Raw genomic sequence first — 15021 nt, 5'->3', positions numbered from 1 at the left:
CATAAGGCCGACCCCCACCAGGTATCGCCTACATCATTCAATGGCCTGAGGACTGCGGCGCCTCGATTTTCACGCCTTCGACGATCTTCCGGCCCGGATTCGGATTCTTGTTACCGCGCGAAGCATTGTTGCGAATATCTTCCTTCGAAAGATAATCAAGCTGTTCGACCAGCACTTCTGCCACGAGGCCCTCGCCGAGCTTCCTGTTCATGCCATCCTTGATGCTGGAACGGAACTTTTCGAGATCGAAGGCGCCGGGCTTGCTGAGATCGACCATCTTGTTGCCGATCAGCAGGGTGAAGAGCTCATCGGTCGTCACCTCCGTTATCGGGAGCTTGACGCCCGTGATCTTCTGCTTGTCCATCATGAAGGAAACGCGACCCAGGAAGTAGCCGGTGATCGCGCCATCCGAAATCACCGGAATAGTGATCGATTCCCCAGGCACCAGTTCGAGAAGCTCCTTCTTCTTGGCCTCCTCATCGACCGGCGCCGGCGCAGCAGACATCTGCACGGAGAAATATACTGCTCCGAGCGTTACGACGCAGACCCAGAGACCTGTGAGAAGGAGCTTGATCATCAGACCTCGCTGTAGGTGAACTGTTCCTGGGTGTAGGTACCATCACCATCGGCGTCGCGAGCAGCGCTCTTCAGGAGATCAGCGACTGCGCGCACAGCATGCAGATGCGCCTCGACCCGGCGAGCGTTGAGGGCAAGCTTGTCCTTCAAGCCATGCATCTGGTCGACATAACCGAGGGCGATTTCCCTGGGATCGGTGCCGCGGAAGAGCATGGTCAATTCATAGAGGCATCGGCTCTTGTGGGCGTTCGAGACCTTCAGATCAAATTCCGGGTCGCGGCCGATCCGCTGATTTTCATTGTCGATTATCATCTCCAACCGGCCAAGCACGGTCTTGATGCGATAATCATTCGAAACGACTTCCATATTTTCTGCCCCAGTCTGAGTCATGTCAGGCCTCATTGCTCTTGCCGACGCCGAGAACCTGACGTTCAAAATCGGTAATCATGCTCATCGCGCGGCTGCGATCATTCTCGTCGGTGGTGGTGTTGACCGTCCCGTGCCGTTCAGCCCGTGCGAGTGCCTGTGAATACATCTGCTCGGCGATGCCGATTCCACCCTTCTCGGACATCTCGTCAGCAATCTTCTCGGCCATCATGCTCTTCCAGAACTCACCCGCCGAGCCCTTGCCGTAAACCTCCTCGGTTTCCTTGGGGAGCATGGAATTCACGAAAGTCTGCAACACCGAAGCTTCGAACTTGCGGTATTCGTCCGGCATTTCGGCGATCTCTTTCGGCATGACCGGGTTGCCGAGGCCTGCTTTCGTCGCAGGAGTGTCGATGATGTTCATGGCGGCGCCGAAACCCTTGCCGACTTCCGCGAGACTCGTCGCAGCAAAAGCCGCCTTGCTCGCCTTCAGCTTCGCCTGCGCCTCTTGTACGGCGGCAGGGTCGGCGGCACGGACGACATCCAAAACCAGATCGCTTGGAGGTGAAATCGCCACGTCAGTTCCTTTCAATGAATGCCGTGAACTGCATCCAGGAAAGGCGCAGGGCACAGCAGCAAGTTTGCAACGGCACATGATCCTGTCGGAATCCGATTCGCATCGGGTGATCTGCGCAATGAGGGGACTATGGCGTCCGAAGCTTGCTGGAGGCTGGCGAGTCTATTTGATCATCTGCACGCCCAAGGTGATCTCGATGAGCTCACTTATGGTGTCATCAGCCGCCTCGCGGTCTTCGTGATCGCGGGCCTCCTTCATGTTCTCCTCCAGGCGATCGGCCTTGGTCCGCTCCTTGAGAACCTTCATCTCCTGAAGTTGCTGGATGCCCGCAAGCTGACGTTCCTTCATGGTCAGGCGACCGAAGCGCTCGGCATAATGCTGTGAGAATTGCCGATGGATGGGTTCCATCGAGCCGATAGCTCCGATCACGTCCTCCATCGACTGATTGACTTCGGCCCGGTGGCGGGTCGTCGCGGCAAGCTCGTGTTCGGCCATCTTCTCCATATGCCGCTGAACCGCCACCAGGCGCTTGAGTTTGTCCGACCTCTTTGCTGGACCTGCCATTTTCGCCTCTCCTAGAAGGATGTGAAGATCGGCACGAAGCCATCCACGTAGAGGCGAATGAAGGCGGCGATCGAGAGATAAAGAAGGAAAAGCCCACCCATCAGCAGAAAGGGCGTGGAAATAAAGTAAACCGGAATCTGCGGCGCGAGCTTGTTGATGAAGCCGATCGCGACGTTGAACATCAGACCATAGATCAGGAACGGGCTTGCCAGCCGCAGCATGATCATGGTCGAGGCACGCAACGTATCCGTCAGCGTAATCAGAATCCTTTGTGAATCGATCACGGCACCCACAGGCGTTGCCGCGTAGGAATCGACGAGGGCACGGAAAACGATGTGATGAAAATCCATCATGAACAGGAGCAGCAGACCGCTCAACGTCAACAGGTTCGTCAGCTGGTTTTCCGAAGCATCTTCCAGAATGTCCTGGCCGCCTGGCGCAGTAAAACCGATCGACATGGTCAGAATCGCGCCGGCGAACTGCATGCTGAGGGTGTAGAGCCGGGCGATCAGGCCATAGCCAATGCCGATCAAGGCTTCGGTAAAGATCAGGCCGATATAGGTGGCATCCGGTGAAGACGCCTTCGGGTAGATCATATCCCAGAGAACCGGCAGTATTGCCATGGAAAGGGCGACGGCCAGGAAGAGCCTGACCTGTGCCGGCACGCGGGCGCTTCCAAAGCCCGGCAGGACCATGATGCACCCGCCTATGCGGCAAAACGCAAGGAAGAGTGCGAGAATGGTCCCCTGCGGGTCGGTAATCATAAAAAGTCCCTTAGGCCCTAGAGGCCGGCGGTCACGAGATCGCACCCAGAATCTTGATCTCGAGGCCTTTCGCCAGTTCCACATGTGACAGAACCGGCAATGTTGCAAAGAGTCGTTCGATGATCATGCGGACATAGGAGCGTGTTTCCGGGGACGTGACAAGCACGAAGGGCAGACCCCGATCCATGAATTCACGGATAACTTTGGTCGCCTGCTCACTGAATTCCTCAAGCGTGCGCGGATCGATGTCGAATTCGACCACTTCTCCCTTGGCATCTCGCTTGAGGGCCTGATGGAAAAGCATGTCCCACTTGTTACCGAGACGCAGCACGCGCAGCACGCCGTTGTCGGCAAGGTCACCGCAGAGCTGTTGCGCCATTCGCACGCGCACATGCTCGACGATCTGTTCCGTCTTGCGGACATGCGGCGCCAGTTCCGCCACCGCTTCCAGGATGAGATGCAGATTGCGGATCGAGACGCGTTCGGCCAGCAGCAGTTTCAGCACCGCCTGCAGACCGGAATAGGACATGTGCGATGAGCAGATTTCGTCAGCAAGCTTCTTGTATTCCGGATCGAGACGGTCGATCAGGATCTTGACGTCCTTATAGGAGAGAAGCTGCGGCAGGTTGTTGCGGATGACTTCCGACAGATGGGTCAGCACGACCGAAACGTTGTCGATCGGATGGAATCCTTCGCGCTTCAGGTCTTCGGCGAAAGTTTCAAGGATCGAGACCGCGGGCATTCCAAAGGCGGGCTCGCGGATTTCGTCGCCGGGAATGCTCGGCTTGCGGCCGGATCCGGTCACGACAAGCACATCGCCGACGCGCAATACGTTGGAAGCGATCGTCGTGCCATGGATGCGGATCTGGTAGGACTTTTCAGGGATGGCGATGTCGTCGCAGACCTTGATTTCCGGCACGACGAAGCCGTACTGGGTCGCGAACTTCTTGCGCATCTTGCCAACGCGAAAAGCAAGTTCCTGATGCTGGCCGAGCAGTCGTGTCGAGACCTGCTTGCCGAGCGCAAGCTCGATTTCTGCGGTCTTGAGGACCGATTTGACCGATTCCTTCTCGGCTTCCTTGCTCTGGACGACCTTCTTTTCCTCGTCTTCCCGACGGGCCTTGTTCTCTGCCTCGACACGGCGCGGCACCAGCCAGGCACCGAAACCCAGAGCGCCACCCAGGGCAACGAAAGGCAGGAGGGGCAGACCCGGCACGATGGCAAGCAGGCCCATCAACGCAGCGGACATGGAAAGGGCGCGCGGATAGCCGCTCAATTGGTCGACGACAGCCTTGTCGGTGGACCCGGCCGTGCCGCCGCGGGTCACAAGGAGGCCGGCCGCGAGTGAGACGATAAGTGCCGGAATCTGTGAGACGATGCCATCGCCGACGGAAAGCTTGACGAAAACATCCGCCGCCTCGCCGATCGGCAAGCCGTGGCGGAAGTAACCGATGATGATGCCGCCGAAAACATTGATAGCGGTGATGATGAGACCGGCAATCGCGTCGCCACGAACGAATTTCGACGCACCGTCCATCGCCCCGAAGAAGGAGCTTTCCTCTTCAAGCTCGGAGCGGCGGCGCTGGGCTTCCTTCTCGTCGATAATGCCTGCCGAGAGGTCCGCGTCGATCGACATCTGCTTGCCGGGGATGGCGTCGAGGGTGAAGCGGGCGCCGACTTCCGCGATACGCGTCGCGCCCTTGGTGATGACGATGAAATTCACGGTGACGAGGATCATGAAGACAATCACGCCGATCACGAAGTCGCCGGACATGACCAGGCCGGAAAAGCCCTGGATCACGTTGCCCGCGGCGCCATGACCTTCATGGCCCCGCGAGAGGATCACGCGCGTCGTTGCGATGTTGAGCGACAAGCGCACCATGGTCGCGATCAGCAAAACTGTCGGAAACGACGAAAAATCGAGCGGACGCTGGATCCACAGTGCCACCATCAGGATCAGCACAGAAAATGCGATCGAGAAGGCAAGACCGATATCGATGAGGAAAGGCGGTATCGGCAGGAAAAGGATGCAGAGGATGGCGACGATGCCGAGAGCAAAGCCGATGTCACGGCCGCTCGGAGCTACCTTCGGTATGGATAATGCAGGTGGTTGCGCCATGGATTTCCCGTCTCTTCATGAGATGGCGGCAGGACATTCTCCTACCAGTTCACATCCTGACTAACGGGCGAAGCTTGCGCGAAGGTGGGGTGGGAAAAGCCGGCGGGCAGCAATCGCTCAAAAGCCGGACTGCACCCGCGAAAAGACAAGATTGGCGAAAAGATTGATCTGGCCGCCGATAAATGGTGCTGTGATGCCGATCGTAATCATGATCGCGACGATCTTCGGTACGAAAGTCAGCGTCATTTCCTGGATTTGCGTCAGCGCCTGGAGAAAGGCGATGGCCACGCCCACGACCATAGCCACGACAACCGCGGGGCCGGAAGCGATCAGGACCGTCCAGATCGCCGCCTGCATGATGTCCAGGGCATCGGCCTCATTCATCGCGCTTATCCTGATTCGCAGCTATTTCGATCAGGTATCTGTAGCGCCGTCGTCGGTATCAGTCGAGCCATCGGAAGTGTCATCCTCGGCCGGGAACGGCTCATCCGAGAATACGACGCCGGCCTGCAGCAGAATCTTGTTGTCGTCTTCCGTGATGGCGACGACGCCGTCGGAATAGACCTCGACTTCCTTGACCTTGCCGGTGAGCGCATCGTCGGCGCTCTTGACATATTTGCCGATCAGATCGCTCGCACGCGTCAACGCCTCTGCCTGCAACATGCTCTTCAGATGCGTGTTCGTCTGGATCGACTGCTCGACCTGCGAGAACGTCGCGAGCTGAGAGATCTGCTCGCTCGCATCCATGGGATCGGTCGGATCCTGGTACTTCATCTGCGCTATGAGAAGCTGCAGGAAGTTATTGTAGTTGAGACTGGCGTTATTCGCCGCATCGCTCGATGCACCGGCATTCGCCCAGGGGTTGGCCGCTGCCGATGTAACCGGATCTACCGCCATGGCGCGATCTCCTTGCGGATGCGCTCGACGGTCGCGGGCGCAATTTCCTGGTTATTGAGAATGCGGTCTTCCACCGGGTAGAGCGCTCGGATCGCCTTGAGTGCATCGAAGGCCCGGCCGGAAGCAACCATCCCGTCAATCCGTTTCAATTCCGCCAGAACCTCATCGTCATTGAAGCAGGTGAGCAGCATGGCGACAGACTTGCGGAACAACGTCATCGACTGTTCCCGGCCGTCCGGATTGATAAGCATCATCTGGGCGATGAAGTAGAGCTGACGAAGCGGTGTGGTCGCATCTTCCGGCTGAAGAACATGGTTTTCCAAAAGGAATGTGACGTCGTTGAGGAATTCCAGCGCGACCTTGCGATCAACGCGCAACACGGCGCCGTTGATGAAGATCCGCTCGCCGGATTTCAAGGAGATGCGAAGCGTACTTTTCATTTAAGTCCATCCCTGATGATGGTGGTCACGTCTATAACGCCCTGGAAATTGGCCGATTCGCGTTTTCTGATCTTCTCGCATTCCTTCAAGATCCAGATGGCAATGGAGATCAGATCCGCCCGCAATTCGGTAGCCAACTCGTTATCGGGTTGCCTCAAGTCTTCGATGAACCGGATCCAGACACGCCGGGTATAAAACAGAGCCTCGATCGTCGCGCGCGAATAACCTTCTTCATCGCGAGCCGCGATCAGAAGTTCAATGGAGCGATCAAGGGCCTGCCGCTCGCGATCCTTGGCGTCTGCGACGCCGTCCTCCATGATCTCGGCGTATGAAAACTGGTACATTCATGTATCCTTCATCTTCACGACCTTCCTTTTAATCATCAAAGGAAGTTGGCGAGGCTCAGCTGCTGTATTTTAGCCGTCACTGTATATGCAGTTTCGAGAAGTGTCTTCAACGTATTGAGACGAGTAGCCGCCTCCTCCGGATCGACATTTTCCATGTCTCCCAGGCTCTTCGTCAGAATATCTTCTTGCGCCTGCAACCTTTCCTCAACCTTGGAAACCCGTTCGGTGGAGATACCAATCGTCGTCCGCTGCTGATTGATGCTGTCTACGCCGTTCATCGCCTTGTTGATAACAGCGTTGGTTCGCGAGCTTACGGCTTCACGAGCCTCCTGGCTCACGCTGGTCTGCAGAAGCTCCATCGAGACGATCGATGCGAACGCGAAATTGCGCATGCCGGCACTGTTGGCATTCGTCGAGCTGTCGATGACCTCGGTCGGGCTGATACGGCTCTTCATGTTCTCGTCGCTTGCGCTGGAGAAGAAGGTTGTCCAGAGATCCTGACCAGCCAGCGCCGCCGGATGCGGCGGATCCGTGAGGGGAGCCGTCCCGTTGAACTTCGCCTCGAGGTCATCGAGGAAATCGTTCATCTGATCTTCCGTCATCGCCGACAGACTCGGTATGGGCGGGACCTGCGACGACATGTAATAATTGAGTTCGGTGTCGAAGGCCGCCTTCGCCGGTGATCCCGGTGCAAAGTAATCCTCCATCGGCTTCACGTCGGTATTGATGCCGGCGAAGATATATTCGCCCTTGACTGAAGTATTCGCAAAATCCGTGAATGCGGCAAGCGAGGCAGACATCGTCTGGCGCGCCGTCGCCAGGCTCGTCTCGTCGGTCGAACTGCCCAGCGTCAGAATTGCGCTCTGAATATCAAGGCCGAGCTTGTTCATGTTATCGAGCGAGAGTTCCGCGCTTTCCAATCGTGTGGTCGCAAGCGAGGCGGTATTGAGCAAAGATTCGATACGGCTGATTTCGCGCGAAAGGTCGAGCGCGCGCGATGTGCTGGCGCCCAAGGTAACACCAAGGTCCGCGTGCTTCATGGTCACGGACTCTTGGTTGGCCTTCACCATTTCGCGCTGCACGCCGGCGATCGAATTTCGCATCGTGGTCTGGACGGACAATGTGGAAATGAAAGAGGTCTTCATGATCAGCTCGCAATATCCAATAGGGCCTGCATCATCTCATCGACCGTCGCCATCAGCTTGGTACCGGCCTTGTACGATTGCTCTATATCGAGAAGCAGCGACAATTCCTCGTCGAGACTGACGCCCGTGTTGCTGGAATAGGCATCAAGGGTTCGGGTCAGCATGGCTGTTTTCGACTCGTCGGCCGCAGTCGCCGTACTGCGAAGCTGTTCCAACCAACCCATGGAATCGGATGCAAAAGATAGAAGGTCCGGAGCGTCGGCGATTTCCGTCAACGGGTCGAAGGTCATCGGCGCTTCGAGATTTTCATTATACTTGTCGAGCAGATCGCCATAGCTGCTGCCGCCGGTATTGACGACGTAGGCGGCTCCGTTGATGCCGCCATCACGCAGCTTGTCGGGCGTACCCGCCGGGGGAACCACCACCGGATTGACGAAGATCCGTGAGGCAAGACCCGGCACGATCGCGCCAGAAGCCGGAATTGCCGTCTGCTGGACGCCGGAGCTATCCTTATACGAAAAAAGACCGGTCATCGGCGCTAGAGCACCGGTTGGCCCTGTTTCCGCAAAAGCCGTGATGAGACCGCGGGCAATCTCGTCGAGCTGACTCTGGAAGGTCGGCGCGACTGTGTCGCGAAGCTGCAGCAACGCCTGGATCGAACCTTTGGCGCTCGTGTTGGCGGCTTCACCGGCTTTGAGAGCCACGCCATCAATGTAGACACCACTGCCGTTGGTCGAGGCGTCGAAAGCAGCCGTCGGCTGGAACGTCACCTTGCGGGGAACGGTCTCGAACAGCGTCACCCCGTCGGAGGTATAAAGCACCAGGTCGTTGTTTTCGCGAATATAAGACGTTACGCCAACGATTTCGGAAATCTGCTTTACGAGAGCTTCGCGCTCGTCGAGCGCGTCATTGGCGTCGGTGCCGCTTGCCGTTGCATTCTTGACCTGATTGTTGACGCTCTCCAGTTTGGAAAGCAGCGAGTTCAGCTCATCGACATCTTGCTTGATCTGATCGTCAGCATCCTTGCGGATCTGCTGGAGTTTGTCGGCAGCCGTATTCAGGCCCGTCGCCAGATCTTGCGCACTGGAGATGACGGAAATGCCCAGGCCGGTATCGTTGGCGGTTGAGGCAAATGCATCCAGATTGTTGCGGAAGGCCGTAATCAGCTTGGCGGGAGACAGCTCGTTGGAGTTGCCACCCATCAGGTTCTTGATCTCTTCGAGGCCATCCAGGAGCGTCCGCTGCCCGCTTGCAACCGACGAGCTTTCAATCGTCTGACGCAGGAGCGGCGCATTTTGGGAGCGGACGATATCGCCGATCATCGCCCCGTTTCCACCGGTCACCACCACTGCGGAACGACGGATATAATCCGGGTTCTGTGCATTGGCGATGTTCTTCGAAACCACGGCCGATTGCGTGCCGGAGTTGTTGAAAATGGATTGAGCCGTGGACAATGCTGACGAAAGCGACATTCTTTACTAGCCTCTTGAGATTTATTCTCTCGACTGTCCTGTCCGCTTACCTCTTCAGGTTGATGAGGACGTCCATCAAGTCTGAGCCGGTCTGAAAGACCTTGGAATTTGCGGTATAGACGCGCTGGGATTCGATCATCTCGGTCAGCTCGTTGGCGATATCGACGTTGGAGCTTTCCAGCGCACCGGAATAGATCTCACCAAAAGAGCCGCTCTGCGGGAAACCGATGGTGACGACGCCGGAATCATTGGTCGGCAGATAGACGTTGCCGTTCCGCGGCAGTAGCTTGTCGATCGCCGGCACGGTTGCCAGTGCGAGCTGATAGATCGCGCGGCGCCCGCCATCCTGATAGACCGCAGTGACCACACCATCGCCGCCGATTTCAACATCGGTGATCGGGCTCGGCGCGTTGCCGTCGATGATGCCCTTGCCCGGCGTGAAGTCGCTTGCGAACTGCGTCATGTCGGAGAGGTCGATCGTGATCGTCTGAGCCGGCGTAGCGCCGTCGTTCGGATCGGTGATTACAATGTCCGTCGGAGAACCCGACGCCAGCTTGTTGGTGTTGGGATCGAAGGTCAACGTCACCGTTTGCTGGACGAGGGTAGCCGGTGCCGTTGCAGTGTAAGGGAACCCACCGTTTGTGGACTGATCCTGACGGTAGACACTGACTTCCCAAGTATTCGTCCCGGTCTTGGTGTAGTAGAAATCGTAAAGCACCTTCGACCCGGCATGGTCGTATCCGGTCAGCGAGCTCTTATTCGTGTATGTGCTGGTCGCAACGTTGTCGCTCGGGCGGCTACCGGCAGCAACCACGTCCGCTTCCTTGTCCAGGTTGGCAGGGAAGCTGCCCTGGCTCGAAGGTGAAGACACCAGACCGAAGTCATTGATGTTGATGGCCTCGAGGCCGTTGAAGCCGTTGACGACAGCGGCTGGCGGGTTCGAACCATAGGGATAGCCCATGAGCTGATAGCCGGCCGTATTGACGAGATAACCGTTGGGATCCTTCTGGAAGGCACCGGCGCGCGTGAGATAAGGCGAACCGTTCGCATCACTGACGATGAAGAAGCCTTCACCCTGGATCGCAAGATCGGTGTTCGATGTCGTGTACTGGATGCCGCCCTGCTCGGAGATGCTGTAGCGAACGTTGGTTTCGACACCGCCCGATGAGTAGGAACCCTGGGTGGACGGAAGCACCAGCGAAGAGAATGCAGTCGATGCCCGCTTATAACCGACCGTGCTCGAGTTGGCGATGTTGTCACCAACGGTGCCGAGACGATTGGCCTGAGCATTCATACCCGAGACGGCCGTTTTCATCGTGCCGAAAATACTCATAGGAAATCTCCGTTGTGTCTTGATGGAGAGAGTAGGTGGTGGGCCTTGCGTGAAGCTGTCTGCTTTCCCGTACCCGCCGAAAATAAGCGGCAAGACCCTGCTGAAAATCAGTCCCAGTCGATGCAATAGCCAAGGAAACGCTTGGAATCGACAGGATCGAAGCCGAGCTTCTTGCGCAGTTTCTTGCGCAGCTTGCTGATGTGGCTTTCGACAACGTTTTCTTCGACTTCCTCATCGAAGATGCCGTAGATGGCGTTGAAAATCTGAGTCTTCGAGACGCGCCGGCCGCGGTTGGCGACCAAATATTCGAGAATGCGGCGCTCGCGGCGCGGCAACGGGAAAACGTCGCCGTCGATCTCCGGATCCCGGCCATCGGAGAAGACGCGAATCGAACCGATGTCGGTGTAATTCGAGATCGCCTTCAACCGGCGACGGATCGCGGCGGCACGCGCCAGGATCTCGCGGGGGTGGACAGGTTTGCGAACGACATCATCGACGCCGCTGTCGAAAAAGGCCAGCGTAGCCTCGAGGGAGGGATGGTCGCTGACTGCGATCACCGGCGCCATGGAACGGTCCCGGATCGCCCGCGGCAGTTCGAGGGCGCATTCGCCCTGACCGATCAGGAAGGCTTCCACCGCGGCGATATCCATGTCCGCCGCCGTATTCACCCATTCGCCGAATTCTTTTGGATCAAACCCCGTGGAAGGAATTCCTTCCCGCCCGAAGAGAGAGGTGTACCCATCTTTCACGAGCTCGCGCTCATCAACCACTACGATCATTCGTCCGCCTCCGAATCAGTTGTGGTGTTTCAATAGGCCTATGGGTACGAATCAGCGGAATCGGAGGCAAGCTACGTGAAATTAACCAAACAAATTAATAGTTGATTAACACCTGCTCCCTGATTTGCACTAGATATAGTATGCCACGCCTAAACAGGCACAATTCTTCAGTGGAAAAATTAACGTATCGTAAAAGAAGACTTGCGCTGCCACATTTGCCACATATGTGGCAGCGCTGCAATTTTGCGATTCTTTGATTTCTGAGTTCAATCCAGGATTGCTTACCCGTCGCAGAATCCGGAAGCCGTCGGAGTCCATTTTCCGTAGCCCGTTGCGACAAGATTGCTGATGACACGACAGACATATCTCTTCTGAGCAGGGTCGTTATTGGGTCCCGCGTGGTATCTCGCCACCGCCATCGTCCAGGTTTCATGCCTATCATGTAGATTGCGAAGGAATTTCGCTGCATATTCCACGTTGCGACGCGGATCGAACATATCCTCCGGTGACGCGAAATTCTCCCCGTGGAAATAATGATTGATCTGCATGCAGCCCATGTCGATCAGCCTTGCTCCCTGCCGCTTCGCGTCGTGGAATTTCGTCATCGCCACCTCCGCCGACGGCAGGAAATAGGCCTTCCCTTCGATGTTCATTGCATAAGGGCTAAGGCTTCCCTTTCGGCCAGTTTCCGTCAGGCCGACAGAATAGAGGATACCTTCCGGTATGCCGTATTTGGCCGCTGCACTCTGAATCTCGCGCTCGCAGACACCCGGATTGACGGGCACAGGCGACGGCGACGTCGCTGCAGATGCAGGTCGAACCGCGGCAGGTGCGGAAGGAGGCTTCACCGCGGCGTCGTCAGGCCCGCCCCATCCACCGGAACTGAACAGCGAACCGCCGTATGCGTCAGAGGTAAAGCTGACCAGAGCGAGCGTTACCAGAACCCGAAAGCTGGGTGTTCTCCGATACCGCTTCATTCGAATTCCTCGTTTGCTCCGCAGTCGCCTGCTCTTGACCGCGGCCAGTCTCATGCCCCTGCCTTCCGCCCTCTGCCATTGCCTGTTGTCCCGCCTGACCGGCTTGCCCCTGCTGGCCACCTGCCGCATCCGAGGCCGACGTCGGCGTTGGCGCAATGCTGATCGTCACCCGATCCACGGCAAAGCCCTGGGCACGGAGCGCATCCAGAATGCCACCGCTGTCCTCGCTGAGCTGTCTGTAGGCGGCACGCGTTTCGACGGTGAGATGGACGTTCAGTTCATCGCCATGCAGACGCAATGTGGCCGTCACCATGCCGAGCTCATGCGGATTCATCTGCAGCTTGAGCATGTTCACGACGGTGCCGGTGCTGCTTTGCGCGGCCGCATTCGAAAGGGCTGAACTCGGATGCGCAGCGGCGGCCCATTCCGGATCACCCGCCAGCATCGCGGTCAGGTTGGCCCCGCTGGAATTGGGAGCAAGCCCGAGGAACCGGCGCGAGTCGAGGACTGCGACATTTTCGGCTGCACCACTCGAAGGCGATCGGAATTCCACCGTGGAATGCTCGTCTCGGCCTTTACCGACTGCCATATCGACCTTCTGACCTTCACCCCGCGCATTGCTGAAGCGAAACAGTCTGGTCTCCTCCGCACCCGCATCCGGGCCGCCATGCACCGACGGCAATTGATCTTCTCCCGCTCCGGTCAATTTGAAACGCTTTGGATCATTGACGACAAAGGCGTCCACATCGTTGGACCGGGTATCTCCATCCTTGGCGCGCTTCACCTGCGCGCCTGCGGTAATTTTCGGCACCATAGCGTTCAGTTCGCCGGACTTGGCCTCGCTGCCGATCAGGAGCGAGAACATCTCGGCGATCTTGGCATCGTCCGCGTCAAGCATGGACGTATCCAGAGTAGCGTCCTCATCCTGCGGGTCGATCTTGTCGGCAGCCACGCGCTTCTCCGTGGCGCCCTTCTCATGAAGTTCGTCGGATTCGCGCGCCAAGGCCTTTGCAGCCGCAAGAGCGTCACGAAGTTTCTTTTCAGCCGGCGTCATCTGCCGCTCTTCGGCTTTTCCCAGTCGTTCCTGCCCAGGAAATTCAACATTATTCTTCAATTCGTCCGGGGGGCGACGAAGGGATTCCGGCCTTATGTCAATGATCGGTTTTGACGTGGCGGATTTCACCTCGGCAGCCATCCGATCCCCGAGAGAGGATGACGTGCCCTCGTTCTCAAGGGCATCGTCATCCGATTGCTGCGGGGGCAGATCGCGATCAAGACCCGAAAGAGCATCGGAGAAGCTGTTCGAAGATGCGTCGGTATCCTTGCGGCCCGAAATCGCCTGTTTTGCGGACAAAGCCGCATCGGCCTTACCACCCAGAATGTCGGTAATCATTTGGACGGATTCTCCTCCTTCAGCATTTCATCGATAGCATTCAATTTCGAACGACCACTATCGACATATGTCTGGAAGGCCGGATCGAATTTGGCAGCTGCGCCAGCCGTCGGACCTTCCGTGGTGGCAGCAGGCCCAGCGATCTCATTTCTGGGCGACGCGACTGGGGATTTTGCGTCTTCTGTATTAGTCATATTGATTGGCTTTTCTTGTGCGAGGCTTTCGGCTGTCGGCCAGCCAACGACTTGCTCCGCCACAACTTTTGCCGCCTCACGCAAGGCCCGATCGCGCGGCGAAAGCGTCTCTTCGGGGATATCGGATATCGCCTGCATGGCTGCTCGAATGTCATTCGTCGGAATATCGGCAAGGCCGCCATAGAGCCGCGCGAGTGCTTCAGGCGTCGGATTCCCGGAAAGCGCTTCCACTTTTGCAGAGGCCAGACGAGCAAGGTCATTCTTGCCGGCGATGGCGGCTGCACGTGCAACACGGAGGAAGACCTCGCGGCGGCGGTCGACGTCCATGAATTCGAGTGCTCCGTCGATATCCTCTTCCGTAATCTCGCCGAAATGCCCCACGACAAGCTGTACGAAGAAATCGGCGAACTGGCTGGCATAAGGCGAATGTATGAAGCGCCGGGCATATTTGCGCGCGTAAGAAAGCGCCTGCTCGACCATGTCGGCATCCACGGTGATCGCAACCGAACGGCGCAATGCGGCTTCTTCGATGATGGTACCAGGGGCCGTCAGCCGCGCCCAATCGTAAAAGACCAGCGCATCCTTCGGATCCGTCGCCACCATCACATTGCCACTGACCAGCGAGAGATAGGGGCCGATCTTCTCGTCTCGGTATTCCTTGGCCATTTCGCCCAGACTTTTTGCAACCAGAGTGCCCTTGCCGCTCAGATATTTCCTGAGCGCATCGGCAATGCGGCTGTCGAAATTTCCGGCAATGTCGCGCGCGGCGAGGAATTCGAGCGTGGCCGGATTGCCACCGCTCATGGCATAGATCAACGCGGCGTCGACATTGCGCGGATCCTCGAAGATCGACGGATTTGCCGCCCTAAACCTTTGATCGACCCTCTCCAGCATGAAACGCTGCATCTCCGCCGCCGAGTGATCACCGAGCACGACGGAATCCTGCACGAATTGCAGCGAGCGAAGCATGACATAGGGCGCAAGCTCGCCATGATCCTGGGCGGATGCCGGATATGCAAAGGCAGCCCCGAAAACGAGCGTAGTCGCCAACAGAGACCGTATGCCCGCAAGGACCATC

17 protein-coding genes are annotated in these 15021 nt (G+C 57.5%); all 17 read right to left on the bottom strand.

The features are described 5' to 3' along the window. Window positions 1–37 precede the first annotated feature (37 nt). The 17 genes from QEO92_RS01600 to motC all read right to left on the bottom strand — a co-directional run bounded on the left by QEO92_RS01600 (window position 38) and on the right by motC (window position 15020). On the bottom strand, window positions 38–577 hold the full coding sequence (locus QEO92_RS01600) for a hypothetical protein (protein ID WP_227701931.1): 540 nt from the start codon (window positions 575–577) through the stop codon (window positions 38–40). Continuing rightward, window positions 577–942: a hypothetical protein gene (locus QEO92_RS01595; RefSeq protein WP_227705067.1), complete on the bottom strand. Its 366-nt coding sequence runs from the start codon at window positions 940–942 to the stop codon at window positions 577–579. Before QEO92_RS01595 ends, QEO92_RS01600 begins: the two co-directional genes overlap by 1 nt. 25 nt (window positions 943–967) lie before the next feature. Beyond that, window positions 968–1519 (bottom strand): rod-binding protein, encoded by a 552-nt coding sequence (locus tag QEO92_RS01590; RefSeq protein ID WP_037158690.1) that lies wholly within the window; start codon window positions 1517–1519, stop codon window positions 968–970. Between the two features lie 162 nt (window positions 1520–1681). Continuing rightward, window positions 1682–2083: a hypothetical protein gene (locus tag QEO92_RS01585; RefSeq protein WP_037158692.1), complete on the bottom strand. Its 402-nt coding sequence runs from the start codon at window positions 2081–2083 to the stop codon at window positions 1682–1684. 11 nt (window positions 2084–2094) lie between these two features. Next, on the bottom strand, window positions 2095–2847 hold the full coding sequence (gene fliR / locus QEO92_RS01580) for a flagellar biosynthetic protein FliR (RefSeq protein ID WP_227701930.1): 753 nt from the start codon (window positions 2845–2847) through the stop codon (window positions 2095–2097). A 31-nt stretch (window positions 2848–2878) separates the two neighbouring features. Then, entirely contained in the window at window positions 2879–4966 is a 2088-nt protein-coding gene (flhA, locus tag QEO92_RS01575; protein WP_037158698.1) for a flagellar biosynthesis protein FlhA, read from the bottom strand. 117 nt (window positions 4967–5083) lie between these two features. After that, window positions 5084–5350, bottom strand: coding sequence for a flagellar biosynthesis protein FliQ (gene fliQ / locus QEO92_RS01570; protein ID WP_037158701.1), 267 nt, complete (start codon window positions 5348–5350; stop codon window positions 5084–5086). A gap of 30 nt (window positions 5351–5380) precedes the next feature. Beyond that, window positions 5381–5863 (bottom strand): flagellar hook assembly protein FlgD, encoded by a 483-nt coding sequence (flgD, locus tag QEO92_RS01565; RefSeq protein WP_227701929.1) that lies wholly within the window; start codon window positions 5861–5863, stop codon window positions 5381–5383. Next, window positions 5854–6303 (bottom strand): flagellar biosynthesis repressor FlbT, encoded by a 450-nt coding sequence (flbT, locus tag QEO92_RS01560; RefSeq protein ID WP_037158707.1) that lies wholly within the window; start codon window positions 6301–6303, stop codon window positions 5854–5856. The genes flgD and flbT overlap by 10 nt, the downstream gene beginning before the upstream one ends. Further along, window positions 6300–6647: a flagellar biosynthesis regulator FlaF gene (gene flaF, locus QEO92_RS01555; RefSeq protein ID WP_037158710.1), complete on the bottom strand. Its 348-nt coding sequence runs from the start codon at window positions 6645–6647 to the stop codon at window positions 6300–6302. Before flaF ends, flbT begins: the two co-directional genes overlap by 4 nt. A 38-nt stretch (window positions 6648–6685) precedes the next feature. After that, window positions 6686–7795, bottom strand: coding sequence for a flagellar hook-associated family protein (locus QEO92_RS01550; protein WP_037158711.1), 1110 nt, complete (start codon window positions 7793–7795; stop codon window positions 6686–6688). 2 nt (window positions 7796–7797) lie between these two features. After that, window positions 7798–9267, bottom strand: a complete 1470-nt coding sequence (flgK, locus tag QEO92_RS01545) for a flagellar hook-associated protein FlgK (RefSeq protein WP_227701928.1) — start codon at window positions 9265–9267, stop codon at window positions 7798–7800. Window positions 9268–9313: 46 nt separating this feature from the next. Next, window positions 9314–10600 carry a flagellar hook protein FlgE gene (locus tag QEO92_RS01540; protein ID WP_037158717.1) on the bottom strand — a complete coding sequence of 429 codons (1287 nt, stop codon included), beginning with the start codon at window positions 10598–10600 and terminating at the stop codon, window positions 9314–9316. Between the two features lie 107 nt (window positions 10601–10707). Beyond that, complete coding sequence (gene rem, locus QEO92_RS01535; protein ID WP_037158720.1) at window positions 10708–11379, bottom strand: transcriptional activator Rem; 672 nt, start codon at window positions 11377–11379, stop codon at window positions 10708–10710. 281 nt (window positions 11380–11660) lie between these two features. After that, window positions 11661–12356, bottom strand: coding sequence for a lytic transglycosylase domain-containing protein (locus QEO92_RS01530; protein ID WP_265105651.1), 696 nt, complete (start codon window positions 12354–12356; stop codon window positions 11661–11663). After that, window positions 12286–13749, bottom strand: a complete 1464-nt coding sequence (fliK, locus tag QEO92_RS01525; protein ID WP_227701927.1) for a flagellar hook-length control protein FliK — start codon at window positions 13747–13749, stop codon at window positions 12286–12288. The genes QEO92_RS01530 and fliK overlap by 71 nt, the downstream gene beginning before the upstream one ends. Then, a complete protein-coding gene (motC, locus tag QEO92_RS01520) occupies window positions 13746–15020 on the bottom strand; it encodes a chemotaxis protein MotC (protein ID WP_407720698.1) in 1275 nt (424 codons plus the stop codon). The genes fliK and motC overlap by 4 nt, the downstream gene beginning before the upstream one ends. Window position 15021: the final 1 nt, after the last annotated feature.

It is taken from the genome of Neorhizobium petrolearium, assembly GCF_029854435.1.
Classification (GTDB): domain Bacteria; phylum Pseudomonadota; class Alphaproteobacteria; order Rhizobiales; family Rhizobiaceae; genus Neorhizobium; species Neorhizobium petrolearium.
The sequence above is the reverse complement of the archived record's forward strand: the minus strand, read 5'-3'. Positions and strand labels throughout refer to the sequence as shown.